The organism is Serratia sarumanii, from assembly GCF_029962605.1.
Lineage (GTDB): Bacteria > Pseudomonadota > Gammaproteobacteria > Enterobacterales > Enterobacteriaceae > Serratia > Serratia sarumanii.
Genome location: NZ_CP124750.1, coordinates 4,113,951 through 4,137,014 on the forward strand (window position 1 = coordinate 4,113,951; position 23,064 = coordinate 4,137,014).

The following is a 23,064-nucleotide window of genomic DNA, read 5'->3' on the forward strand; positions in this document are numbered from 1 at the left end:
CTGCGCCCACCGGAAAATCACGCCTCGGCAAGACGGCGTTCGATCGCCAGCGCCCATCCCAGCAGCGCCTCATCACACATCGGCAAGCCCGCCAGCATCAGGCCGATCGGCGCGGCGCCTGGCCGCTGGCAGGGCAAGGACAGCGCGCAGCCGTCGAGGAAATTGACGATCGCGGGATTGCGCAGCATCAGTCCGTTGCAACGGAAGTAGGCATCATCCGCCGCCAGCTCGCCGATAGTTGGCGCAATCATCGGCACGGTCGGCATCAGCAGAGCGTCAAACCTCTGCAGCTCCGCCGTAATCCGCCGCTGCCAGTCGGCGCGTTGCCGCTGCAACAGCTGCAGATCGGCGTCGCCCAAGGATGCACCGCGGCGAATGCGCGACAGCACCCGCGGGTCATAGCCCTCGGCCCGTTCAGCGATCAACGCTTGATGCCAGCGCCAGGACTCCAGCGCGGTGAAACCACCGTTGGCATTGATCGCCGCCAGCTCGGCAAACGCCGTAGCAGGAATGAATTCAATCTGCGCTCCCGCCTGAGACAGGCATTGCAGGCTGCGCTGGAATGCCTCGGCAACCGCCGGCTGCAGTTCATCCAGCACCACCGTTTGCGGCACGGCAAAATGCGCCTGCGCCAAGCTTTTTTGCGGCACCCGCAGCGGGCTGTCGGCAATCAGTGCGTCCAGCGCAATACAGCTGGCGACGTCATGAGCAATCACGCCGATCGAATCCAGCGAAGGCGACAGCGGCAATAAGCCAGCGTCATTGATGCGCCGTGCAGTGGGTTTATAACCGGTCAATCCGCACAGCGCGGCGGGTATGCGTACCGACCCGCCGGTATCGCTGCCAATCGCGCCCAGGCACATGCCGTCGGCCACCGCCACCGCCGCACCGGAAGAGGAGCCGCCGGGAATGCGTGCCGCCTGGCGCTCCCAGGGATTGGCCGGCGTCCCGTAATGCGGGTTGATGCCCAGTCCGGAATAGGCAAATTCCGTCATCGTCGTTTTGCCCACCACCACCGCGCCGGCTTGCAACAGCCGTTCTACTACCGCAGCGTGCTTTTCTGCGGGCGGCGCGTCGGCTAACACGCGCGAGCCCGCCGTGGTCACCTCACCGGCCACGTCAAACAGACCCTTGATTGAGACAGGCACGCCATCCAGCGCCGACAGCGGCGAGCCGGCGGCGCGCCGCCGATCGGAGGCCTGCGCTTGCCGTTGCGCCCACTCGGCGTAGGTTCGCGTAAACGCGCGCGCGCCCTCCCCCCGCTCATCGGCGATCTGCGCCAAAGCGGCGGCGGTCAGCTGCGCTGCGGTGAACTCCCCGCTAGCCAGGCCGGCGCTGGCCTGCATCAACGTCAGCTTTTTCATCACGCCACCACCGGCAGTTCAATGCTGCGATAACCGTGACTGATGGTGCGCCCAAGCACATCGTCCACCAGTTCCATGCGAAACTCGCCGGCCGGTCGAATGCCGCCGATCGCCGCCACCGTGCCGCAAGTCATCGCCAACCCGTCGGGCGTTTGCGGTTGCGCCAGCCCGCACTCCGGCGGCTGCATACCGGTGAAGTAACGCTCCAGCAAATCACCGGGCGTACGCAGCGCGGCAAGGCTGCCCTGTTGATACAATCGCCATTCGCCCTCTTCCTTGATCCACGAACGCAAGATCAAACTGTCCCAATGTTCCAGCACCTCCTGCAGCGGCCAGGCGGCTCGCGCCACCGGTTTAACGCAAATCTGTTTCGACAGCGCCACGCTGTGCGCTTCGAGTTGACGATCGGTGTGATCGGACGCCAATGACACGAACAGTTCGCCGCGATGGGCAAAAATCAGCGGCTCCGCTTCGCCGGACGTCGCGTTGCCAATGACTTCAATGGTCTCTTGCTGGCTCAACTGATTGGCGGCAACGCGGTAAAACAGGGGGATTGCACTGGGCTGGGGCACGCCCAGCTCGGCCAATTCACGAATATGGTGCAAGATCGCTTCGCGATCGCGCCCGGTCCAACCGGCGATCACCAGATGATCAATCTCAACATTCAACGTCGCTGCGCCGCGGGATTCAGGTAAAGTGAAGGTCAGTCTCATGGCAGTTTCGCCCCTCTTGTTAAAACACTGTGAAATTTCACTATATCTTTAGTTACCAAATAAGCGATTTTCATGCCATGTTTTTGTGTACTATGTCTAAAAACTTTCTTCTTGCAGGAGCAAAACGTGAAGACTGTTGACGCAGAAAGCCCGCAGCGCCCGATGACGGAAGAAGCCGGCGTCTCACTGAACGAGCTGGCCTACCGGCGCTTCAAACAGGCGCTGGTCACACTCAGCTACAAGCCGGGCGAATATCTCAATACCGCGCAGGTGATGAACGATCTGGATATGGGCAGAACGCCGATCAATCAGGCAATCCACCGCTTGGCCAACGAGGGGTTACTGCAGGTCATCCCGCGCAAAGGCGTGATGGTTTCACCGTTGTCGATGGACGATGCGTTGGAATTGATCGAAGTAAGGCTGGCTAACGAGATGCTGTGCATGCAGCTGGCGAGCCAGAGGATTACCGAGAGGCAAATCGCGACGCTGACCGAACTCAATCGGCAAATCGAAGCCGCGAGCCAGGAGCGAGATAGAGTGCGAATGATGACACTCGATCATGAGTTTCACCAGGAGCTGGCGCAGATCGCCGGCAATAACATGTTGGCGGATATCCTGAGTGTGCTGCACGCCAGGGCGCAGCGTTTTTGGGCCAGCACCCTGTCGCGGGAAGGGCATATGCGCGAAGTGATCGACGAACACCGGGCAATTATCGCCGCGCTGGCCGCACAAGACAGCGCCGCCGCCGCCGAGGCCGCGCAGGCGCATATCTTGTCATTCCGCAGCGCGCTGCTGCACGACGGGTAACCCCGCGGCGCAGGATATTACCGGGAATAGTTATGATGACCCTGTTCTGCCGATGAGCAGGAGATAAACGGTAAACGGTCACATTTCACGCTCCGCGGAATGACCGTTTTTATAGTTTTGACCGAGCTCCGTCGAGAGGTGGCCGACGTGGGTAGGCGTTGCCTTAAAAAACAGCAAAAAAAATCCGGTGAGAATCTCACCGGACCGTTAGCCACCTGACACAAATTATTCCTCGTGCTCATGCTCTTTCAACATCGCCTCACGCAGCACAGCGTTCAGGCGTTTCTGATAGCCCTTGCCTGGCCGCTGAAGCCAGGCCAACACATCCGCATCGATTCGGATGGTTTTCGATACTTTCATCGGTTTATAAAAACGCCCCTGAACCGCAGCCTGCCACTTCTCCTTACCCAGGGCCGGGGCATCGGTATAATCGATATCCTCATCCGGCAGCGCGCTCAGTGAAGCAATTTGCGCTTTCTGCTCCTCCGTCAACGGAGGGAGTACGCTATGCGCCAGATTTTTGGCGGAATTTTTGCGCTTCATATCTTCCCCTCTCTTTGGCATCGGCCTTGCGTGCTGAAATGATGCGCACGATCTCTACGGCATCGCCTTCGACATCCGTTTCGGTCGTCGTATGTGCCACCAGCAGCAACAAACAGGAGCCGACCATACCGATCGTTTGCCAGCGTTCTTCTCCATCCTCAATCCTTTCCAGCACGGCCAAATGGTTGGGATCCAGAAAAACCCGTTGCGCAATCTCAAAACTGACGCGGTGTTTACGCTGGTTACTGTGATTTTTATCCTGATTCCATTCAAAATAAACATACATTTTTGTAACTACATTTTGATTATTATTTAATCAAAATACACTCCGCACGGCGGGATGTCAAAACCCCTCATGCATTCAACGCCCGCCTGCGGCCTCGATAAAAGTGCCGGTCACGTAAGACGCGGCGTCAGACAGCAGCCAGGCGATCGCCTCCGCCACTTCCTGCGGCTGCCCGCCGCGCCGCATCGGCAAACTGTCCTTCACGCGATCCACCCGGCCGGGCTCGCCGCCGCTGGCATGCATCTCGGTATAGATGAATCCGGGCCGCACGCCGTTGACGCGGATGCCCTGCGCCGCCACCTCGCGCGCTAGCCCGATGGTCAGGGTATCGACGGCGCCTTTCGAGGCGGCGTAATCCACGTACTCCCCCGCAGCGCCTAAACGAGAAGCGGCGGAAGAAACGTTGACGATGGCGCCGCCCTGGCCGCCATGGCGCAGCGCCATGCGCTTCACCGACTCGCGGCAACACAGGAAGTAGCCAGTAACGTTGGTGCCGAGCACCTGATTGATGCGCTCGGCGGTCAACTGCTCAATGTTCGCCTGCCGGAACAGAATGCCGGCATTGTTGACCAACGCACTGAGCGTGCCCAGCCCCGCGTCCAGCGCGGCGAACATCGCCATCACCTGCGCTTCGTCGGCCACATCGGCCTGCAGCGCCAGCGCCTTGCCGCCCTGCGCCTCAATCTCTGCCACCACCTGCCGCGCCGCGCTTTCGTCACGCAGGTAATTCACGCCCACCGCATAACCCTGCCGAGCCAGCAACAACGCGGCCGCACGGCCAATTCCCCGGCTCGCGCCGGTCACCAATGCCACTTTCGTCATACTGTTTTTCTCTGGTTGGCGATATCAACACAGCGGCCTGCGCACAGGCGCCCCGTTTGTCCGTCAGAGTATAGAGCTGCGCCCTAAAAAGCGCTTCAAAGCTGAGCCAGGCGGCGCAGCTGCTTTTTAATCCGCGCTTTGACGCAGCCGTAGGCGTCCGACGTCGCTGCCTGATGCCCCCGTTGCAAGCCGGCAGCATGCGGGCCATTGTCGCTATGGCTCTGCGCATCGCCGCGAAAAGACAGCGTCAACAGAACGAGCAGCGCCGCCACGCCTGTATATATCAGCCGCCGCGAGGTGCCCGCGAGCGGGGAACCGTCAGTCTGCATGTTTCGCGCCCTCTGTCATGATTTCGAATGGCTGCAAAATAACTGAAATTCCCTTTTGCTCCCTTAACGCGAGATTAAAGCCAGATTAAGGTTTGCTTAAGAACGTACAGGCAAAGCGAGTTTCCCCGTTGTCTTCCCGGCAGGGTTATAGTTAGATAATCGCGACTTGAGGATCTCAGCGGAACAAACGTGAACATACTGTTGGTGGAAGACGACCTGCAATTAGGCAAGGCGCTGTGCCGCGCATTGGAGCTCACCGGCTTTAATTTGTGCTGGGTGCGCCTGCTCGCGGACGCGGAAAATAAACTTTCACCCGGCGGGTTCGACCTGATGCTGTTGGATCTCACGCTGCCGGACGGCGACGGTTTGCAAAAGCTGATCGCCTGGCGCGCCGCCGGGCAAAATATCCCCATCATCATCCTGACCGCCCGCGACCGCATCGAAAGCCTGGTGAACAGCCTGGATTCCGGCGCGGACGACTTTCTGGCCAAACCCTTTGCGCTGCCCGAGCTCATCTCACGCGTCAAGGCGGTCAACCGACGCATGGCGGGCTTCGCTTCGCAAACCTGGAGCCTCGGCACGCTGTATCTCGACCCGGTCAACCATCAGGTGACGCTGGATAACGAACTGCTGATGCTGTCGAAAAAAGAGTATCACCTGCTGCACGAGCTGATGCGCTGTGCCGGCACAGTGGTGCGCAAAGCGGTGTTGGAACAGCGGCTGTTCGGCCACGGCGACAGCGTGGAAAGCAACTCGCTGGAAGTGCACATGCATAATTTACGGCGCAAGATCGGTAAAGAAAGAATTATTACCGTACGCGGCATTGGTTATTTGCTGAAGAAAGAGTAGCAAGATGATCGGTTTCAAATCCTTCTTTATGCGCACCATTATTTTCCAGGTCCTGGCCATTTTATTATTGTGGGGGATCCTCGTCGCCTGGGTGAAATATTGGTATTACCCCGACATGGAAAAATATTTCGATAACCAGCAACGCATCGTCGCCGTGGGTATCGCCAATATTCTCGATGAAACCGGCACCGACAATATCGATTACCGCGGCATCATCAAGACCATTGAAGGCATGTACATTGATTCCATCAATAACGGCATGCAGGATCAAATCGATTACCACCCGCTGTTCGTGGTTTACGATCGGGACAACCGGGTGCTTTACAGTTCGCAAACGCAGGGAGAACCGCTGCGCCTGCCGCCTTCGGTGCTGTCGGGCTCCGTTAAGTACGCCGGCGCCAACTGGCATCTTGCCGGCAGCTGGAGCGAAAAGCGTCAGTACCGGGTGATCGTCGGCGAGTCGTTCAACGATCGCACCACGCTGTTCGGTAACCCGGCGGAAAGCACTGCCATGCCGCTGCTGGGCATTCTGGCGGCGATCATCATCACCTTGCTGTTTACCGCCTACTTCAGCCTGCGGCCGCTGCGCCAGATCGCCCGCACCATCTCCGATCGCCAGCCGGGTAATCTGTCGCCGATCAACGTCAGCGAGCAGTATCAGGAAATCCGGCCGGTGGTGGTGGAGGTCAACAAGCTGATGGCGCGCATCGACGCCGCCAACCAGCGCGAAAAACGCTTTATGGCCGATGCGGCGCACGAACTGCGCACGCCGATCGCCGCCGTGCTGGCGCAGCTGCATCTGCTGACCCAGGTCAGCGAGCAGCAGGAGCGCCGGGAGATCATCGGCGACATGCAGCAGGGGCTAGATCGCGCGGCGTCGCTGTCGCGCCAGTTGATCAACCTGGCCAAGCTGGAGGCGGAAGATTTTCCGCTGAAAATCGAGGCGGTGGACATCTACGCAGAGATCGGAAAATGCATCGCGCAGCACGTCCCCTATGCGCTGGAAAAGGATGTGGAACTCTCGCTCGACGGCAGCGAGGACGTGGTGGTAACCACCGATCGCCATGCGCTGATCGCCATCTTCACCAACCTGCTGGACAACGCACTCAAGTACGCACCGCCCGGCAGCCGCATCGAAGCCCATATCCGTTCGCTGGCACCGCTCGGCTGCTATATTACGTTGCGCGACAACGGCCCCGGAGTGAGCGAAGAGCACCTTCCGCGCCTGTTTGAACGCTTTTACCGCGTGCCCGGCACGCAGCAGACCGGCAGCGGACTGGGATTGGCCATCGCCCGGAACCTGGCCGATAAGATCGGCGCGCAGCTGCGCGTCACCGAAGGCCTCGACGATCGCGGCATCGGTTTTATTATCGATTTGCCGGAAAGTTACCGGCCACAGACTGAGAGTGAACAACGATCATGAGCGCCCCTGTCCTGCTGCAACGGCAGCAACTCGACCGACTATGGGATATTGACCGCAGCGAAATCATCGACACCCTGTATCGCCTGCAGGACGGTAAACTGCAAGCCTACCCGGACTACTACGACGTGCGCGGTTGGGATCCGCACGACCGGGAAACCTATACGCCGATCCATGAAGCCTGCTTCGATCGCGGCGGCGCGTTCTTCGCGCGGTTCGAAGGCGAGGAGATCGTGGCGGCGGCGGCGCTGGATACCGAGCCGCGCGGCCCGCAGCGGGATCTGCGCCAGCTGCTGTTCTTTTACGTCAGCGCGCACCAACGCGGCCAGGGGTTAGGCAAGCAGCTGTTCCAGCTCTGCCAGCGTCAGGCGGCGCAAGAAGGCGCCGCCGGGCTGTACGTCTCTTCCATCCCCAACAAAAGCACCGTAGACTTCTATCTGGCGCAAGGGTGCCGGCTCATCGAGCGCCCGGATGCCGAGCTGTTCGCCCGCGAGCCGGAGGATATTCACCTGGTCTGCCCTTGCCGCTAGCGGCAGGAACTTAGCGGGCGATGCGTATCACCGAACGCACGTCGCTTTTCTTGTTCAGATCCCATACCTCGGCGATCTCCGCCAGCGCGTGCTCCTGCGTCTCGATAGTGAGTGCGCCCGTTACCGCCAGCGCCAGAATTTCGGTCGCGTAGCGCTGCATCTCCGGGATCGGCGGGAAGTTGCCGGTGCCGCTGCCGAGGATCTGCAGCTGATTGCTGCGCAGCACCGCCGCCGGCAGCCGGATGTCCGGCGCGGCCATCGAGCCGACGTTGACCAGGCGAATGCCGCGCCCGCCGGCGTAAGACGAGAGATCGTGATTATTGAGCGTCGCGAGCAGCGCTTCGGTCGCCGGGCCCCAGATATAATCGACGCTCACCTGATAACCGCCCGGCCCCGCCGCCGCCGCGAAGGCCTGCGTCAGCGCCTCGCCCTGCAGGCTCAGATCCACCGTGGCATCCACGCCCAACGCTTCCAGCACGCTCAGCCGACGGCCGGCGGCAACGATGCGCCCGGCTCCCGCCTGACGCGCCGCGGCGACCGCCAGTTTTCCCGAAGTGCCGGTAGCGCCGATGATCAGCACCGTTTCACCGGGCTGCAGATCCGCCCGCCATCGCAGCGGCAGCCAGGCGGCGAAGGCCGGATTGATCAGCGCCGCCGCCGTGGCGTCGTCCACCGCCTCCGGCACCGGCACCGTCCATGACGCGACGCTGCGCTCAGCCATCGCGCCGTAAGGGCGGCGGAAGGAGGCGAAATACACCCGTTGCCCGTCGGCCGTCCGGCCCACGCCGTCGGTGCCGGGTACGATCGGCAACTGCTTCGGGCTGGAGTAATGGGTGCCGGCGACGGTGGCGCGATCCAGCTGTTTGATGCCGGCCGCCAGAACGTCGATCGGCACTTCATTCGCCTGCGCCTGAGGCTCCTCAAAGGTGCCGAAAACCGGGGCTTGCCCCAGCGCTGTTACGATTGCCGCTTGCATGGTGACTCCTCAAATCGTGGGAACGTACGGGAAAGAATAGGCCGCAATAAAATAAAAAGGGACACCGCATGATGCGGTGTCCCCCGAACACAAACTTTGCCGAACGTGTTATTCGTAGTCGCTCATCGGCACGCAAGAGCAGAACAGGTTACGGTCGCCGTACACGTCATCCAGACGCTTAACGCTCGGCCAGTACTTGTTCTCGCGCACGCCGGCCACCGGGAACACCGCCAGCTCACGGCTGTACGGATGCTGCCAGTCGTTAACCAGCTCAGCCTGCACGTGCGGCGCATTCACCAGCGGGTTGTCTTCCAGCGGCCATTCGCCTTTGGCGACGCGGTCGATCTCGCTGCGGATCGCCAGCATCGCATCGATAAAGCGATCCAGCTCCACTTTGCTTTCCGACTCGGTCGGCTCGACCATCAGCGTGCCCGCCACCGGGAACGACATGGTCGGCGCGTGGAAGCCGAAGTCGATCAGGCGCTTGGCGATGTCCATTTCGCTGATGCCGGTCTCTTCCTTCAGCGGACGAATATCGAGGATACATTCGTGCGCCACGCGGTGATCGCGGCCGGTATACAGAATCGGATAGGCGTCTTTCAGGCGGGTAGCGATGTAGTTGGCGTTCAGGATCGCCATCTGGCTGGCCTGCTTCAGGCCTTCCGCGCCCATCATGCGGATGTACATCCAGCTGATAGGCAGGATGGAGGCGCTGCCGAACGGCGCCGCGGAGACCGCGCCCTGCTGGGTGGTTACGCCGTCGATCTGCACGACGCTGTGGCCCGGCACAAACGGCGCCAGGTGCGCTTTCACGCCGATCGGGCCCATGCCCGGGCCGCCGCCGCCGTGCGGGATGCAGAAGGTTTTATGCAGGTTGAGGTGCGAAACGTCCGCGCCGATATAGCCTGGCGTGGTGATGCCCACCTGGGCGTTCATGTTGGCGCCGTCCAGATACACCTGGCCGCCGAACTGATGCACGATCTGGCACACTTCGCGGATGGTTTCTTCATACACGCCGTGGGTCGACGGGTAGGTCACCATGATGCAAGAGAGCTCTTCGCCTGCCTGCTCCGCCTTGACGCGCAGATCGTGCAGATCGATGTTGCCGTTCTTGTCGCAGGCGACCACCACCACGCTCATGCCCGCCATCTGGGCGGAGGCCGGGTTGGTGCCGTGCGCGGAGCTCGGGATCAGGCAGACGTGACGGCCCGCTTCGTTGCGGCTTTCGTGGTAGCGGCGGATTGCCAGCAGGCCGGCGTATTCGCCCTGCGCGCCGGAGTTCGGCTGCATGCACACCGCGTCATAGCCGGTCAGTTGCACCAGCCACTGAGACAGTTGGCCGATCATCTGCTGGTAGCCGGCAGCCTGCTCCGGCGGGCAGAACGGGTGCAGCTCGGAGAATTCAGGCCAGGTGATCGGGATCATTTCCGCCGCGGCGTTCAATTTCATGGTGCAAGAGCCCAGCGGGATCATCGCCTGGTTCAGCGCCAGATCCTTGCGCTCCAGGCGATGCATATAGCGCATCATCTCGGTTTCGCTGTGATAGCGGTTGAATACCGGGTGGGTCAGGATCGGATCCTGGCGCAACATGGCGGCCGGGATCGATTGACTGCTCTTGCTCACCGCCGCGTCCAGCGCGTCGATGTCCAGGCCGTGGTTGTCGCCGGCCAGCAGTGCGAACAGCGTCTGCACGTCTTCGCGCGAGGTGGCTTCGTCCAGCGTGATGCCTACGGCGCCGTGGATATCGGTACGCAGGTTGATGCCGAAGCTCAGCGCGCGTTCCAGCACCGCCGCTTTGTCTTTCACTTCAACGGTCAGGGTGTCGAACCAGGTGTTGTGGCGCAGCGTCAGGCCGGCCTTCTGCAGCCCGGCGGCCAGAATGTCGGTCAAGCGATGGATACGCCCGGCGATGCGCTGCAGCCCTTGCGGGCCGTGATATACCGCATACAGGCTGGCGATGTTGGCCAACAGCACCTGCGAGGTACAGATATTCGAGTTGGCCTTCTCGCGGCGGATATGCTGCTCGCGGGTCTGCATCGCCATGCGCAGCGCGGTGTTGCCGGCGGCATCGCGGGAAACGCCGATGATGCGGCCCGGCATCGAGCGCTTGAACTCGTCGCGGCAGGCGAAGAAGGCGGCGTGCGGGCCGCCATAGCCCATCGGCACGCCGAAGCGCTGCGCGGAGCCGAACACCACGTCGGCGCCCTGCTTGCCCGGCGCGGTCAGCAGCACCAGGGCCATAATGTCGGCGGCCACGCTGGTGATGATTTTGCGCGATTTCAGTTCGGCCAGCAGCGCGCTGTAGTCGTGCAGCTCGCCGGTGGTGCCCACCTGTTGCAGCAGCACGCCGAACACGCCGTCCAGCTCCAGCACTTTTTCCGCTTTATCGACGATGACGTCGAAGCCGAAGGTTTCGGCGCGGGTGCGCACCACGTCCAGCGTCTGCGGATGCACGTCGTCAGCCACGAAGAAGCGGTTGACGTCTTTCAGCTTGCTGGCGCGTTTGGCCAAGGCCATCGCTTCGGCGGCGGCGGTGGCTTCATCCAGCAGCGAAGCGGAAGCCAGATCCAGGCCGGTCAGATCGAGGGTCACGGTCTGGAAGTTCAGCAGCGCTTCCAGACGGCCCTGCGACACTTCCGGCTGATAAGGGGTGTAAGCGGTGTACCAGCCCGGATTTTCCAGCATGTTGCGCAGGATCACCGGCGGCGTCAGCACGGCGCTGTAGCCCATGCCGATATAGGATTTGTAGCGCTGATTCTGCGAGGCGATCGCCTTCAGCTCAGCCAGCGCCTGGTGTTCGGTCGCCGCGTCGCCGACCGGCGGCGGCCCCGGCAGCTGAATGTCCGCCGGCACGATCTGTTGGATCAGCGCGCTGAGCGAGCGAGCGCCCACCGCTGCCAGCAACTCCTGGCGTTGTTCCGCAGAAGAGCCGATGTGGCGTTCGATGAACGCTTCGCTGTGTTCGAGTTGGCTGAGTGTCTGGGTCATTGCTACAAATTCCTGAATGCTTGCGTGATACGGGATATAGCTTGAGCGGTAACTAAAACGCCCCGGCCAAAAGGCCTGGGGCGTGGTCACTATTACTCGTCGATCGAGGCCTGATAAGCCGCGGCGTCCAGCAGGTTCGCCAGCTCGCCTTCGTCGGCGGCTTTAATCTGGAACAGGAAGCCGTCACCGTAAGGTTCGCTGTTGACCAGTTCCGGGGAGCTTTCCAGCTCGCCGTTCACCGCCACGATTTCGCCGCTGATTGGCGCGTAAATGTCCGACGCCGCCTTGACGGACTCCGCCACGGCGCAATCTTCACCGGCGGCGACGCGGCGGCCCACTTCCGGCAGATCGACAAACACCATATCGCCCAGCAGTTCCTGCGCGTGTTCGGTGATGCCTACGGTGTAAACGCCGTTACCTTCTGAACGAACCCACTCGTGGGAGGATGCGTATTTCAATTCTGTTGGCACATTGCTCATCGCCGGTTACTCCTTCGAAGAAATAAAAGAATCAATCAATAAAAAATCAATTTGTCAGCGGCTTGCCGGCGCGAACGAAACCGGGCTTGGTCACTTTGACCGGCATTTCACGGTTGCGGATCTGCACGATGGCCTGCTCGCCGATGCCCGCCGGCACGCGCGCCAGCGCGATGCTGAAGCCCAGCGTCGGAGAGAACGAACCGCTGGTGATCACGCCTTCGTGGGTTTGCCCCGCCGCGTCGGTGAAACGCACCGGCAGCTCATTACGTAATACGCCTTTTTCCGTCATGATCAAGCCGACCAGTTGCTCGGTGCCCTGCTCGCGCTGTTGTTCCAGCGCTTCGCGGCCGATGAAACGGCGATCTTCCGGCTGCCAGGCGATGGTCCAGCCCATGTTGGCGGCCAGCGGTGAAACGCCTTCGTCCATCTCTTGCCCGTAGAGGTTCATGCCCGCTTCCAGACGCAGCGTGTCGCGCGCGCCCAGACCGGCCGGCTTGACGCCCGCGGCCAGCAATTTTTGCCAGAAATCCGCCGCCTGCTCTTTCGGCAGCGCGATCTCATAGCCGGCCTCGCCGGTGTAACCGGTGGTGGCGATGAACAGCTCGCCGGCCTGCACGCCGAAGAACGGCTTCATGCCTTCGACCGCACTTTTTTGTTCCGGGGTGAACAGCGTGCCGGCACGCTCTTTGGCCTGCGGGCCCTGTACCGCGATCAGCGCCAGATCGTCGCGCACCGTCAGCGCAACGCCATACGGCGCGGCGTGTTCTTCAATCCAGGCCAGGTCTTTGTCGCGCGTGGCGGAGTTCACCACCAGGCGGAAATAGTCTTCAGTGAGGAAATAAACGATCAGGTCGTCGATCACGCCGCCGGAGGCATTCAGCATGCCGGTGTACAGCGCCTTGCCGGGTTGGGTCAGTTTGGCGACGTCGTTCGCCAGCAGGTAGCGCAGGAACTCGCGGGTGCGGGCGCCGTGCAGATCCACGATGGTCATGTGAGACACGTCGAACATGCCGGCATCCTGACGCACCGCGTGGTGCTCATCGAGCTGCGAGCCGTAGTGCAGCGGCATCATCCAGCCGTGAAAGTCTACCATGCGCGCACCGCACGCCACGTGCTGGTCGTACAGTGGGGTTTGCTTTGCCATCTTTTCCCTCTTTCCACTCGTCGCTAGAAGTTAGGGTGCTGCCACGCAATGCGGCGGAGCCTGGCTCGCGGCCCGATCGCCATGGCGCACTGACTGCTCAACACAAATGCTGCGCCGGGACGGGCGGAAACTGCGTGCAACCGCCGTGACGCAAACGATACCTTTCCCTCGAACTTATCACCGAACGACCACATTAACCATAAGTTAAAATAGGCTCATCGCCGTTCCAGGGCGGTAAAATGCCGGGCTAGTGTGCAGAGTTTTTCACTGGAAAAATGCGCTTTAAGGCACAAAATTAACAATTAAAGCGGCAAAACTCCGAAGTTATATAACAAACCGACGGCCGTGCATGAGATTCCGACTTTTGATAACCGAACATGGAATTAGAAAAAGTAATGATAAAAAGCGGCTGAAATTAGATTATTTCAAATGAAGGGTTATATAAGGAAAGACGATGGCATAAGGCGAGAAGCGCGAGCCCGCTGGGGGCTCGCAGAAGGCAGGTGTCAGGCAAGCCACTCGGGCAGATCGTTCAGGCCCATTGCCTGACGCACCAGCTTTGGCTTGACGCCCGGCAGGCTGTCCGCCAGCCGCAACCCCACGTCGCGCAGCAGCTTTTTGGCCGGGTGGTTGCCGTCGAACAGTTCGCGGAAACCCTGCATGCTGGCCAGCATCACCGCCGCGCCATGTTTGCGGCGGCGCTCATAGCGGCGCAAATAGAGGTGCTGGCCGATATCCTTGCCCTGCCGCTGCAGGCGGCGCAGTTCGGCAATCAGCTCGGCGGCGTCCATAAAGCCCAGGTTCACGCCCTGTCCGGCCAGCGGATGTACGGTATGCGCCGCATCGCCCACCAGCGCCAGGCGGTGCGCGGCGAAGCTGCGCGCATAGCGGCCGGTCAGCGGGAACGCCAACCGCTCGCTTTCCAGGCTGCAGGCGCCCAGACGCATATCGAAGGCCATCGCCAGTTCGCGGTTGAACTGTTCCGGCTCAAGCTGTTTGAGCCGCTCGGCGTCTTCCGGCGTCACCGACCAGACGATGGAACTCAAATGCGGATCGCTGAACGGCAGGAACGCCAGAATGCCGTCGCCGTGGAAAATTTGCCGCGCCGTCGCCTGATGCGGCTCTTCGGTGCGAATGGTGGCAACCAGCGCATGGTGGCGGTAATCCCAGAAGGTGAGCGGGATGTCGGCATGCTGGCGCAGCCACGACTGGGCGCCGTCGGCGCCGATCACCAGACGGGCGGTCAGCATGCGCCCGTCCTCCAGCGTAACGAAGGCATCGTTCTCGCCCCACGCCACCTGCTTGAGCGCGGCCGGGGTAATCAGCGTGATGTCCGACAGGCTTTCGGCGCGTTTCCACAGCGCCTGCTGGATCACCGAGTTTTCGATGATGTGGCCGAGATGGCTGAAGCCGCACTCGTCGCCGCGGAAGGCGATTTTGCCGAAGCTGTCGCGCTCCCACACCTCCATCGCGTTGTAAGCGCTGGCGCGCTGCTGGAGAATGTCGTCCCACACGCCGATGTGCTGCAGCAAACGCTCGCTGGCGGCATTGATGGCGGAGACGCGCAGCGCAGGCTGCTCCGACGGCGGCGCCATGTCCGGCTGGCGCTGTTCCAGCACCGCCACGCGCAGCCCGCTGCCCTGCAGGCCGCAGGCCAACGCCAGCCCCACCATACCGCCACCGGCGATAATCACGTCAAATGATTGCATGCTGCTCGATTTCCTTAAATAACGCGCGACGCCTTGCCGCGCCGCGTTTTGGGCGCGCCACAGGGCGCCCGATTCTGTGTCTAACGTTCCACCCAGCCCAGCGTGCGCTTGGCGAAGGCGTCGCGCACCGCCGGCAAACGCTCCATCGCCATCAGCCCCAGATTACGGCCGACCACCAGCGGGGCATAACGGTTGGCGAACAGGCGGATCAATCCATCGGTCACGCCGATCGTCGCCTGCCGATCGTTTTGCCGCCGCTGCTGATAGCGGCTCAGCAGCGCATAACCGCCGGCGTCTTCGCCGCTGTCTACCGCTTCCGCCAGCGTTTCCGCCAGCGACATCACGTCGCGCAGGCCGAGGTTGAACCCCTGCCCGGCGATCGGGTGCAGCGTCTGCGCCGCGTTGCCCACCAGCGCCAGACGATGGCTGACATGGCGATCGGCGGTCAGCAGGCTGAGCGGATAACTGTGCCGTTTACCGGCCTTGAGGATACGCCCCAGCCGCCAGCCGAAGGCCTGTTGCAACTCGGCGATAAAACGCTCGTCGTCCCAGGCATCCACCCGGGCGCGATCTTCGCGCGCGTGGCACCACACCAGCGAACTGCGCCCCTGCGACATCGGCAGCAGCGCCAGCGGCCCGTAGCGGGTAAAACGCTCGAAGGCGCGCCCCTGCGGATCTTCCGCCGTAGTGACGTTGGCGATGGTGGCGAACTGCGGATACTCTTCCTGCCGCCACTGCACGTTGCAGGCCTGCGCCAGCGCCGAACGCGAACCGTCGGCCGCCACCAGCAGCTGCCCGCACAGGCGCTGACCGTTGTCCAGCAGCACCTCTGCCCGCTCTGCGGTGCGAATCACGTCCACCACCCGCGCCGGGCAATGCAACGTAACCCCCGGCGCCTTCGCCAGCAGCGCGAACAGCCGCTGCCCGGCGTCGTGCAGTTCGATCACCTGGCCAAGCGCATCGACCTGATAATCCTGCGCCTGCAGATTCACGAAACCAGCATGGCCGCGATCGCTGACGTGCACCTGAGTGATCGGCGTGGCGCAGTCGCGCAGCGCCGGCCAAACGCCGATGCGCGCCAGCTGTTGGCAGGTGCCCTGCGCCAATGCGATGGCGCGGGCGTCAAAGCCCGGATGGCTGCGGTCATCCGGCCGAGTCGCCTCGACCAGATCCACGGCCATTCTTCCCTGAGTAAGCGACGAGATAGCCAGCGCCAGCGTCGCGCCCGCCATACCGCCACCAACGATAATTACGCTCATTCCGTTACCTTGCCGCCGCCATCAAAGCCTCGATGGCATCGGCGTCTTTCACCACGGTGGCGGTCAGGTTTTCGTTGCCGTCGGCGGTGATCACGATGTCATCCTCGATGCGGATGCCGATGCCGCGGTATTCCGCCGGCACGTCCGCATCCGGCGCGATGTACAGACCCGGTTCCACGGTCAGCACCATGCCCGGCTCCAGCAGCCGATCGCGGCTCGGCGTGCCGTAGTGGCCGACGTCGTGCACGTCGAGGCCCAGCCAGTGGCTCAGCCCATGCATGAAGAACTGCCGGTGCGCCTGCTCGGCGATCAGTTGGTCGACTTCACCTTTCAAGACGCCCAGTTCCACCAACCCGACCACCATGATGCGCACCACTTCGTCGTTGACTTCGCGGATGCTGGTGCCGGGTTTGAACAATGCCAAAGCGCGCAGCAGCGACGCCAGCACAATGTCGTACACCGCACGCTGCGGCTTGCTGAACTTGCCGTTGACCGGGAAGGTGCGGGTAATGTCGCCGGCATACCCCTGATACTCGCAGCCGGCGTCGATCAGCACCAAATCGCCGTCGCGCATCTGGCTCTCGTTCTCGGTGTAGTGCAAGATGCAGCCGTTTTCACCGCTGCCGACGATGGTGTTGTAAGACGGGTAGCGGGCGCCGAGGCGGGTGAATTCATGGTGAATCTCCGCTTCCAGCTGGTATTCGAACATGCCCGGACGACACTTTTCCATCGCGCGGGTATGCGCCAGCGCGCTGATCTCACCGGCGCGGCGCATCACCACCAGCTCTTCCGGCGATTTGAACAGGCGCATGTCGTGCAGCCACGGCCGCCAGTCGGTCACGGTGGCCGGCGCCTGCAGATTCTGGCGGAACCCCTTGCGCAGTTTGTCCAACGCGCCGAACAGGATCTGATCGGCGTAGGCGTATTCGCCCTGCGCGTGGTAGACCACGTCCAAGCCGTTGAGCAGCAGGTGCAGCTGGTCATTGATTTCATCGAACGGCAGCGCGCGATCCACACTCAGCTTCGCCGGCGCGGCGTCTTGCCCCAGGCGGCGGCCAAACCAGATTTCCGCCGTCAGATCGCGCACCCGGTTGAACAGCACGCTGTGGTTGTGCGTTTCGTCGCTTTTGATCAGCACCAGCACCGCTTCCGGCTCATTGAAGCCGGTCAGGTACCAAAAGTCGCTGTTCTGCCGATAGGGATAGTCTGAATCTGCACTGCGCGTCGTTTCCGGCGCAGAGAAAATAACCGCCGCACTGGCCGGCGCCATTTTCGCCAACAGCGCCTGACGGCGGTTGTTGAATTCCTGCTGAGTCATTACCTTCTCCTGAAATCATGCCATCCGCACCGCCGGCGGAGGGGCGATAGAACGTTTAGTGCAACGTCGGTTTGATGTTTTCCGGCGCCGTTGGCTTGTGACGGGTGAATTCGCCGTGGCACATGATGGCGGCAACCCGCACATACTCCGCCACTTCTTCCAGCGACTGTTCCAATTCTTCCTGATCTTCGTCTTCGTCGTAGCCCAGCTGCGCGATGTTGCGCAGATCGTCGATCGCTTCCCCGACTTCGTCTTTCACCTGGGCCAGCTTCGGCTGCATCATCCCCAGCCCGAGCAGGAAGTGGTTGACCCAACCGGCCAGCGCGTCGGCGCGATCGAACACGCTGACGATCTCCCCTTCCGGCAGCATCAGTTGGAACAGGAATTCGTCGTCTTCCAGCGTTTCGCGCGTCACTTCATACAGCTGCTGCAATGGCTGGCTGAGCGCCTGCGGGAAGGCGACGCCTTCGTTGGTCAGATCGTGCACCAGCGCCTGCCAGCCGGCATCACGGCTGCCGCCGCACAGCAGGCCGCTGATCAGGCCGTGCATTTCTGCCGCGGTCAGCGCCACCGACTGCTGGTTGAGGGCCACGGTCAAAGATTGGTAACTTGGAAATGTATTCTGTATAGACATGCGCATTCGTCATCGTTGGCAGGATAAGTTCGTGTTATGCTAACACCAAGGTCCGTCGCTATACCAGATAAGCGCGACACCTCAGTGGCTAGTTATAATCGCGATGTGGCAGGTTTCACACTGCGCCGTCGGGTGGCGAAAGTGCGGTAAATACGCATTTTGAAACCCTTTTTTGACTGGCAATGTGCGCCGCAGTAGATTACAACCAGGTACTGAAAAAGGGGTTGTATCTTGGTACCGAGGTATATATAGTGGCGCCCGCTTTGACGGCCCGGCCAGGGCGGACAAGGCTGGCGCGAAATTTAGGCAGGAAGGTGGCATGTCTGCACAACCGGTAGATATTCAAATTTTTGGCCGCTCGTTAAGAGTCAATTGCCCGCCAGAACAACAAGATGCGTTGAATATGGCGGCGGACGATCTTAACCAACGGTTGCAAGATCTTAAAGTTCGCACTAGAGTCTCCAATACTGAGCAACTGGTTTTCATCGCGGCATTGAACGTCTGTCACGAACTTGCTCAAGAACGGTTGAAAACCCGTGACTATGCGTCCAATATGGAACAACGCATACGGATGCTGCAGCAGACCATTGAACAAGCGCTGCTTGAACAAGGTCGCATCTCTGAACGTCAGGATGCACAATTCGAATAACTTAAGTTGTTGAAATCACAGTTTCGGCAACGAGTACAAAATTTCTCTGAGATGTTCGCCAGCGGGCCAGTCCCCTGAGCCGATATTTAGTACAAACAGAATGTGTTGCTCCGCGATCGGTGAGCACGCTCGGTGCGCCGAGAAGCCTTAAGATTGCGACGGCACGTTCACCTTGAACCATGGGTTCAAGGGTTACAGCCTGCGACGGCATCTCGGAGATTCCCCCTCTCAGCGGTTTATGTGTGCCGAACGCCACACTGAGCAAGCCTGATAACGATGCCTTTTCAACCCCAATTCGCGCAGCAGCGCCAAGCCATTCGTCAACTCATTCGCCAACGTCGGCGCGAGCTTACGCCGGGCCAGCAACGCTTTGCCGCAGAAAAAATAGCCGAACGCCTCGTCGCGCATGCGCACATTAAGGCGGCGCACAGCATCGCGGTCTTCCTGTCATTTGACGGTGAACTCGACACCGGGCCGCTGATCGAGCAGCTGTGGACGCTCGGAAAACGGGTTTACCTGCCGGTGCTGCACCCATTCAGCCCGGGCCACCTGCTGTTCCTGCGCTATGCGCCGGAAACGCCGCTGGTGAGCAATCGCTTCAATATTCTCGAACCGCGCCTCGATGTACGCCAGGTGTTGCCGCTGGGCGAGCTGGACGTCGTGCTGACGCCGCTGGTGGCATTCGATCATACCGGGCAGCGTCTGGGCATGGGCGGCGGCTTTTACGATCGCACCCTGCAAAACTGGCAGAGCAACGGCCCCTATCCCATCGGGCTGGCCCATGATTGCCAGCAGGTGGAGCACCTGCCGACCGAGCACTGGGATATCCCGCTGCCGGAAATCCTCACCCCGCTCTGCAGCTGGGCGTGGCACGAACCTAAATAGCAAAAGGCCGGATCGCTCCGGCCTTTTTCGTTGCGGCATGCCGCCTAATCAGAACAGCAGACGGGCGCGAATAGTGCCGTCGATGGCCTTCATGCGCTGCAGCGCGGCGTCGGCGCGCGCGGTTTCCGCTTCGATGTCGATCACCACGTAGCCGATTTCCGGGCCGGTTTGCAGATACTGCGCGGCGATGTTAACCCCCTCTTCAGCGAAGATCTGGTTAATCTGCGTCAGCACGCCCGGACGGTTTTCGTGGATGTGCAGCAGGCGGCTGGCGTTCGGGCCATGCGCCGGCAGCGACACTTCCGGGAAGTTAACGGCGGACAGGGTCGATCCGTTGTCGGAGTATTTCGCCAGCTTGCCGGCCACTTCGTCGCCGATGTTCTCCTGCGCTTCCTGAGTAGAGCCGCCGATGTGCGGCGTCAGCAACACGTTGTCGAACTCACACAGCGGCGAGTTGAACGGATCGCTGTTGGTCGCCGGCTCTTCCGGGAAGACGTCGATCGCCGCGCCCGCCAGGTGATTGCTGGCCAGCGCATCGCACAGCGCGGGAATATCCACCACGGTGCCGCGCGAGGCGTTGATCAGAATGGCGCCAGGCTTCATCAGCGCCAGCTCTTCCGCCCCCATCATGTTCTTGGTGGCCAGCGTTTCCGGCACGTGCAGCGTCACCACGTCGCTCATATTGAGCAGATCGGACAGATGGCGCACCTGCTGCGCGTTGCCCAGCGGCAGCTTGTTCTCGATATCGTAGAAGAACACCTTCATGCCCAGCCCTTCGGCCAGAATGCCCAGCTGGGTGCCGATATGGCCGTAGCCGATGATGCCCAGCTTTTTGCCGCGCGCCTCATAGGAGCCCACAGCCAGTTTGTGCCACACGCCCCGGTGCGCCTTGGCGTTGGCTGCCGGAATGCCGCGCAGCATTAACAGCAGCTCGCCCAGCACCATTTCGGCCACGGATCGGGTATTGGAGAAGGGAGCGTTGAAGACCGGAATACCGCGTTTGGTCGCCGCTTTCAGATCAACCTGGTTGGTGCCGATGCAGAAGCAGCCCACCGCCACCAGTTTTTCTGCGGCGGCGAACACCTCTTCGGTCAGATGCGTACGCGATCGGATGCCGACGAAGTGTGCATCGCGGATGGATGCCTTCAGCGATTCGGTGTCTAACGCACCCTTGTGGTATTCGATGTTGGTATAACCGGCGGCACGTAAATTATCGACCGTGCTCTGATGAACCCCTTCCACCAACAGGAATTTAATCCTGTCTTTCTCCAATGATACTTTTGCCATTTACCCGACCCTATGTTCAGACTTCAGAAGCGGCTGTGACGACACAGCTCCCATCCAACATAACAAAAATAACGCGGGCGGCAATACAAACGATTGCCTGCCCGGCAGGACAAGGCGCAGCGTTGATGGCGGTTTACGGCAGAAAATGCCATAGGGAAAGTTTTCGGCAGAAGCTTTGGGGAGTCAGTTTTCACAATGTGACATAAGTCACCAAATTTGCCGTTTTTCAGAAAAGATATTTTAACCGAAGAATTATGCGGCCCGGCACTACCGGGCCACAAACGGCGGAGGTTTATTTGACCACTTTCACGCCTTCCGGGGTGCCGACCAGCGCCACGTCCGCGCCGCGGTTGGCGAACAGCCCCACGGTCACCACGCCGGCGATGCCGTTGATCTTGTTCTCCAGCGCGATGGCATCGGTGATGCTCAGGTTATGCACATCGAGGATCACGTTGCCGTTGTCGGTCACCACGTCCTGGCGATACTCCGGCAGGCCGCCGAGTTTCACCAGCTCGCGCGCCACGTAAGAGCGGGCCATCGGGATCACCTCCACCGGCAGCGGGAACTTGCCCAGCACGTCCACCTGCTTGCTGGCGTCGACGATGCAGATGAATTTCTTGGCGATGGCGGCGATGATCTTCTCGCGCGTCAGCGCAGCGCCGCCGCCCTTGATCATCTGCATATGGCCGTTGATTTCGTCCGCGCCGTCCACGTAGATATCGAGCGAGTCCACTTCATTGCTGTCGAACACATGGATGCCGAGGCTTTTCAGCTTGGCGGTGGAGGCGTCGGAGCTCGATACCGCGCCTTCGATCTGGTGCTTGATGGAGCCCAGCGCGTCAATAAAGTGGGCGGCGGTAGAACCGGTGCCGACCCCGACGATGGTGCCCGGCGTCACGTATTCCAGCGCTGCCCAGCCCACCGCTTTTTTCAGTTCATCCTGCGTCATAATATGTCCCTTGCCTCTGTACGAAAACGTGTGCGTATTATAGGGTAAAACGCTGTTTTTCACGCCGGCAGGATCACACTTATTTACCGCAGCCCGCATTTTTGCCCGCTTGGCGGCGAGACGGGGGCGTGATTTTTCCACCTGCGCCGTGCGCAAAATGTGGCATAGTGCCGGTATCATTCTAATTTAAGGGATATCTTTCCGATGAAACGCCCAGACTATCGTACGCTGCAAGCGCTGGACGCGGTGATCCGTGAGCGCGGCTTCGAGCGCGCCGCTCAAAAACTCTGTATCACGCAATCGGCGGTATCCCAACGCATCAAACAGCTGGAAAATCTGTTCGGCCAACCGCTGCTGGTCCGTACCGTGCCGCCGCGCCCCACCGAACAAGGGCAAAAGCTGCTCGCGCTGCTGCATCAGGTGGAATTGCTGGAAGAAGAGTGGCTGGGCAACGATACCGGCGTCGATACGCCGCTGCTGCTGTCGCTGGCGGTCAACGCCGACAGTCTGGCAACCTGGCTGCTGCCGGCGCTGAAGCCGGTGCTGGCGGACTCCCCCATTCGCCTGAATCTGCAGGTGGAAGATGAAACCCGCACCCAGGAGCGGCTGCGCCGCGGTGAGGTGGTGGGCGCGGTGAGTATTCAGCCGCAACCGCTGCCGAGCTGCCTGGTGGATCGGCTGGGGGCGCTGGACTACCTGTTCGTCGCCTCCCGCGGCTTCGCCGAGCGCTACTTCCCGAGCGGCGTCACCCGCTCCGCGCTGCTGAAAGCGCCGGCGGTGGCCTTCGACCATCTCGACGACATGCATCAGGCGTTCCTGCAGCAGAACTTCGATCTGTCGCCGGGCAGCGTGCCCTGCCACATCGTGAACTCGTCAGAAGCCTTCGTGCAGCTGGCACGCCAGGGCACCACCTGCTGTATGATCCCTCACCTGCAGATCGAAAAGGAGCTGGCATCCGGTGAACTGATCGATCTGACGCCGGGGCTGTACCAGCGCCGCATGCTGTACTGGCACCGCTTCGCGCCGGAAAGCCGCATGATGCGCAAAGTGACCGACGCGCTGCTGGAACACGGCCATCAGGTGCTGCGCCAGGATTAAAACGAAAAAAGGTTCGCCGCAGCGAA

At 61.2% G+C, this 23,064-nt stretch carries 23 protein-coding genes and 1 other RNA gene; 8 read left to right on the forward strand and 16 right to left on the reverse strand.

The genetic code is table 11. The features are described from left to right. Positions 1-17 precede the first annotated feature (17 nt). Positions 18-1,364, reverse strand: a complete 1,347-nt coding sequence (locus SSARUM_RS19505; protein ID WP_060431073.1) for an amidase — start codon at positions 1,362-1,364, stop codon at positions 18-20. Beyond that, positions 1,364-2,077 carry a DUF2848 domain-containing protein gene (locus SSARUM_RS19510; RefSeq protein ID WP_033635845.1) on the reverse strand — a complete coding sequence of 238 codons (714 nt, stop codon included), beginning with the start codon at positions 2,075-2,077 and terminating at the stop codon, positions 1,364-1,366. The genes SSARUM_RS19505 and SSARUM_RS19510 overlap by 1 nt, the downstream gene beginning before the upstream one ends. Before the next feature lie 162 nt (positions 2,078-2,239). Between SSARUM_RS19510 and SSARUM_RS19515 the strand changes: the two genes are divergently transcribed. Beyond that, a complete protein-coding gene (locus tag SSARUM_RS19515; RefSeq protein ID WP_170929847.1) occupies positions 2,240-2,884 on the forward strand; it encodes a GntR family transcriptional regulator in 645 nt (214 codons plus the stop codon). 225 nt (positions 2,885-3,109) lie between these two features. Here the strand turns inward: SSARUM_RS19515 and SSARUM_RS19520 are convergent, their stop codons facing one another. The 4 genes from SSARUM_RS19520 to SSARUM_RS19535 all read right to left on the reverse strand — a co-directional run bounded on the left by SSARUM_RS19520 (position 3,110) and on the right by SSARUM_RS19535 (position 4,864). Beyond that, on the reverse strand, positions 3,110-3,427 hold the full coding sequence (locus SSARUM_RS19520) for a BrnA antitoxin family protein (RefSeq protein ID WP_033649438.1): 318 nt from the start codon (positions 3,425-3,427) through the stop codon (positions 3,110-3,112). Further along, positions 3,390-3,713 carry a BrnT family toxin gene (locus tag SSARUM_RS19525; protein WP_060388370.1) on the reverse strand — a complete coding sequence of 108 codons (324 nt, stop codon included), beginning with the start codon at positions 3,711-3,713 and terminating at the stop codon, positions 3,390-3,392. The genes SSARUM_RS19520 and SSARUM_RS19525 overlap by 38 nt, the downstream gene beginning before the upstream one ends. Positions 3,714-3,788: 75 nt before the next feature. Then, the gene (locus tag SSARUM_RS19530; protein ID WP_060431075.1) at positions 3,789-4,535 is read right to left on the reverse strand and encodes an SDR family oxidoreductase; all 747 of its coding nucleotides are present in this window, start codon (positions 4,533-4,535) and stop codon (positions 3,789-3,791) included. Between the two features lie 95 nt (positions 4,536-4,630). Continuing rightward, positions 4,631-4,864 carry a hypothetical protein gene (locus tag SSARUM_RS19535; protein WP_060388368.1) on the reverse strand — a complete coding sequence of 78 codons (234 nt, stop codon included), beginning with the start codon at positions 4,862-4,864 and terminating at the stop codon, positions 4,631-4,633. A 189-nt stretch (positions 4,865-5,053) separates the two neighbouring features. On the opposite strand from SSARUM_RS19535, the gene SSARUM_RS19540 reads away from it, so the two are divergent. From SSARUM_RS19540 to SSARUM_RS19550, 3 genes are read left to right on the forward strand one after another with little or no spacing between them, the layout of a single operon-like run. After that, complete coding sequence (locus tag SSARUM_RS19540; protein ID WP_019455640.1) at positions 5,054-5,713, forward strand: response regulator; 660 nt, start codon at positions 5,054-5,056, stop codon at positions 5,711-5,713. A gap of 4 nt (positions 5,714-5,717) precedes the next feature. Then, a complete protein-coding gene (locus SSARUM_RS19545) occupies positions 5,718-7,136 on the forward strand; it encodes an ATP-binding protein (RefSeq protein ID WP_060388367.1) in 1,419 nt (472 codons plus the stop codon). Next, positions 7,133-7,663 carry a GNAT family N-acetyltransferase gene (locus SSARUM_RS19550; protein WP_060431077.1) on the forward strand — a complete coding sequence of 177 codons (531 nt, stop codon included), beginning with the start codon at positions 7,133-7,135 and terminating at the stop codon, positions 7,661-7,663. Before SSARUM_RS19545 ends, SSARUM_RS19550 begins: the two co-directional genes overlap by 4 nt. A 10-nt stretch (positions 7,664-7,673) precedes the next feature. Here SSARUM_RS19550 and SSARUM_RS19555 read toward each other — a convergent pair whose 3' ends face one another. From SSARUM_RS19555 to SSARUM_RS19590, 8 genes are all read right to left on the reverse strand, one after another. Then, entirely contained in the window at positions 7,674-8,639 is a 966-nt protein-coding gene (locus SSARUM_RS19555) for a quinone oxidoreductase family protein (RefSeq protein ID WP_060431079.1), read from the reverse strand. 108 nt (positions 8,640-8,747) lie between these two features. Continuing rightward, on the reverse strand, positions 8,748-11,627 hold the full coding sequence (gene gcvP / locus SSARUM_RS19560; RefSeq protein ID WP_060419328.1) for an aminomethyl-transferring glycine dehydrogenase: 2,880 nt from the start codon (positions 11,625-11,627) through the stop codon (positions 8,748-8,750). Positions 11,628-11,719: 92 nt separating this feature from the next. Then, positions 11,720-12,106, reverse strand: coding sequence for a glycine cleavage system protein GcvH (gene gcvH / locus SSARUM_RS19565; RefSeq protein ID WP_033649434.1), 387 nt, complete (start codon positions 12,104-12,106; stop codon positions 11,720-11,722). Between the two features lie 46 nt (positions 12,107-12,152). Then, positions 12,153-13,250 carry a glycine cleavage system aminomethyltransferase GcvT gene (gene gcvT / locus SSARUM_RS19570; protein WP_004931631.1) on the reverse strand — a complete coding sequence of 366 codons (1,098 nt, stop codon included), beginning with the start codon at positions 13,248-13,250 and terminating at the stop codon, positions 12,153-12,155. A gap of 506 nt (positions 13,251-13,756) precedes the next feature. Next, complete coding sequence (gene ubiI, locus SSARUM_RS19575; RefSeq protein ID WP_049273437.1) at positions 13,757-14,959, reverse strand: FAD-dependent 2-octaprenylphenol hydroxylase; 1,203 nt, start codon at positions 14,957-14,959, stop codon at positions 13,757-13,759. A gap of 80 nt (positions 14,960-15,039) precedes the next feature. Further along, the gene (gene ubiH / locus SSARUM_RS19580) at positions 15,040-16,218 is read right to left on the reverse strand and encodes a 2-octaprenyl-6-methoxyphenyl hydroxylase (protein WP_060431081.1); all 1,179 of its coding nucleotides are present in this window, start codon (positions 16,216-16,218) and stop codon (positions 15,040-15,042) included. A gap of 4 nt (positions 16,219-16,222) precedes the next feature. Further along, complete coding sequence (gene pepP / locus SSARUM_RS19585) at positions 16,223-17,536, reverse strand: Xaa-Pro aminopeptidase (RefSeq protein ID WP_060431083.1); 1,314 nt, start codon at positions 17,534-17,536, stop codon at positions 16,223-16,225. Positions 17,537-17,591: 55 nt separating this feature from the next. Then, positions 17,592-18,170, reverse strand: coding sequence for a YecA/YgfB family protein (locus tag SSARUM_RS19590; RefSeq protein WP_038871164.1), 579 nt, complete (start codon positions 18,168-18,170; stop codon positions 17,592-17,594). A gap of 319 nt (positions 18,171-18,489) precedes the next feature. Here SSARUM_RS19590 and zapA point away from each other — a divergent pair, with 319 nt between their 5' ends. From zapA to SSARUM_RS19605, 3 genes are all read left to right on the forward strand, one after another. Beyond that, positions 18,490-18,819, forward strand: coding sequence for a cell division protein ZapA (gene zapA, locus SSARUM_RS19595; RefSeq protein WP_004931621.1), 330 nt, complete (start codon positions 18,490-18,492; stop codon positions 18,817-18,819). Positions 18,820-18,859: 40 nt separating this feature from the next. Beyond that, positions 18,860-19,042, forward strand: a non-coding RNA gene (gene ssrS / locus SSARUM_RS19600) — 6S RNA. Positions 19,043-19,095: 53 nt separating this feature from the next. Further along, complete coding sequence (locus SSARUM_RS19605; protein WP_060431084.1) at positions 19,096-19,704, forward strand: 5-formyltetrahydrofolate cyclo-ligase; 609 nt, start codon at positions 19,096-19,098, stop codon at positions 19,702-19,704. A 48-nt stretch (positions 19,705-19,752) separates the two neighbouring features. Here the strand turns inward: SSARUM_RS19605 and serA are convergent, their stop codons facing one another. Both serA and rpiA read right to left on the reverse strand, forming a co-directional pair. Further along, complete coding sequence (gene serA / locus SSARUM_RS19610) at positions 19,753-20,991, reverse strand: phosphoglycerate dehydrogenase (RefSeq protein ID WP_025304156.1); 1,239 nt, start codon at positions 20,989-20,991, stop codon at positions 19,753-19,755. Between the two features lie 292 nt (positions 20,992-21,283). Next, complete coding sequence (gene rpiA / locus SSARUM_RS19615; RefSeq protein ID WP_039567261.1) at positions 21,284-21,940, reverse strand: ribose-5-phosphate isomerase RpiA; 657 nt, start codon at positions 21,938-21,940, stop codon at positions 21,284-21,286. A 204-nt stretch (positions 21,941-22,144) separates the two neighbouring features. On the opposite strand from rpiA, the gene SSARUM_RS19620 reads away from it, so the two are divergent. Next, a complete protein-coding gene (locus SSARUM_RS19620) occupies positions 22,145-23,038 on the forward strand; it encodes a LysR family transcriptional regulator ArgP (protein ID WP_033649429.1) in 894 nt (297 codons plus the stop codon). Positions 23,039-23,064 lie beyond the last annotated feature (26 nt).

Excerpts from the sequence above, each read along its gene's own strand:
- SSARUM_RS19505 (WP_060431073.1), bottom strand. The coding sequence starts at position 1,364 with ATGAAAAAGCTGACGTTGATGCAGGCCAGCGCCGGCCTGGCTAGCGGG.
- SSARUM_RS19510 (WP_033635845.1), bottom strand. The coding sequence starts at position 2,077 with ATGAGACTGACCTTCACTTTACCTGAATCCCGCGGCGCAGCGACGTTG.
- SSARUM_RS19515 (WP_170929847.1), top strand. The coding sequence starts at position 2,240 with ATGACGGAAGAAGCCGGCGTCTCACTGAACGAGCTGGCCTACCGGCGC.
- SSARUM_RS19520 (WP_033649438.1), bottom strand. The coding sequence starts at position 3,427 with ATGAAGCGCAAAAATTCCGCCAAAAATCTGGCGCATAGCGTACTCCCT.
- SSARUM_RS19525 (WP_060388370.1), bottom strand. The coding sequence starts at position 3,713 with ATGTATGTTTATTTTGAATGGAATCAGGATAAAAATCACAGTAACCAG.
- SSARUM_RS19530 (WP_060431075.1), bottom strand. The coding sequence starts at position 4,535 with ATGACGAAAGTGGCATTGGTGACCGGCGCGAGCCGGGGAATTGGCCGT.
- SSARUM_RS19535 (WP_060388368.1), bottom strand. The coding sequence starts at position 4,864 with ATGCAGACTGACGGTTCCCCGCTCGCGGGCACCTCGCGGCGGCTGATA.
- SSARUM_RS19545 (WP_060388367.1), top strand. The coding sequence starts at position 5,718 with ATGATCGGTTTCAAATCCTTCTTTATGCGCACCATTATTTTCCAGGTC.
- SSARUM_RS19550 (WP_060431077.1), top strand. The coding sequence starts at position 7,133 with ATGAGCGCCCCTGTCCTGCTGCAACGGCAGCAACTCGACCGACTATGG.
- SSARUM_RS19555 (WP_060431079.1), bottom strand. The coding sequence starts at position 8,639 with ATGCAAGCGGCAATCGTAACAGCGCTGGGGCAAGCCCCGGTTTTCGGC.
- gcvP (WP_060419328.1), bottom strand. The coding sequence starts at position 11,627 with ATGACCCAGACACTCAGCCAACTCGAACACAGCGAAGCGTTCATCGAA.
- gcvH (WP_033649434.1), bottom strand. The coding sequence starts at position 12,106 with ATGAGCAATGTGCCAACAGAATTGAAATACGCATCCTCCCACGAGTGG.
- gcvT (WP_004931631.1), bottom strand. The coding sequence starts at position 13,250 with ATGGCAAAGCAAACCCCACTGTACGACCAGCACGTGGCGTGCGGTGCG.
- ubiI (WP_049273437.1), bottom strand. The coding sequence starts at position 14,959 with ATGCAATCATTTGACGTGATTATCGCCGGTGGCGGTATGGTGGGGCTG.
- ubiH (WP_060431081.1), bottom strand. The coding sequence starts at position 16,218 with ATGAGCGTAATTATCGTTGGTGGCGGTATGGCGGGCGCGACGCTGGCG.
- pepP (WP_060431083.1), bottom strand. The coding sequence starts at position 17,536 with ATGACTCAGCAGGAATTCAACAACCGCCGTCAGGCGCTGTTGGCGAAA.
- SSARUM_RS19590 (WP_038871164.1), bottom strand. The coding sequence starts at position 18,170 with ATGTCTATACAGAATACATTTCCAAGTTACCAATCTTTGACCGTGGCC.
- zapA (WP_004931621.1), top strand. The coding sequence starts at position 18,490 with ATGTCTGCACAACCGGTAGATATTCAAATTTTTGGCCGCTCGTTAAGA.
- SSARUM_RS19605 (WP_060431084.1), top strand. The coding sequence starts at position 19,096 with ATGCCTTTTCAACCCCAATTCGCGCAGCAGCGCCAAGCCATTCGTCAA.
- serA (WP_025304156.1), bottom strand. The coding sequence starts at position 20,991 with ATGGCAAAAGTATCATTGGAGAAAGACAGGATTAAATTCCTGTTGGTG.
- rpiA (WP_039567261.1), bottom strand. The coding sequence starts at position 21,940 with ATGACGCAGGATGAACTGAAAAAAGCGGTGGGCTGGGCAGCGCTGGAA.
- SSARUM_RS19620 (WP_033649429.1), top strand. The coding sequence starts at position 22,145 with ATGAAACGCCCAGACTATCGTACGCTGCAAGCGCTGGACGCGGTGATC.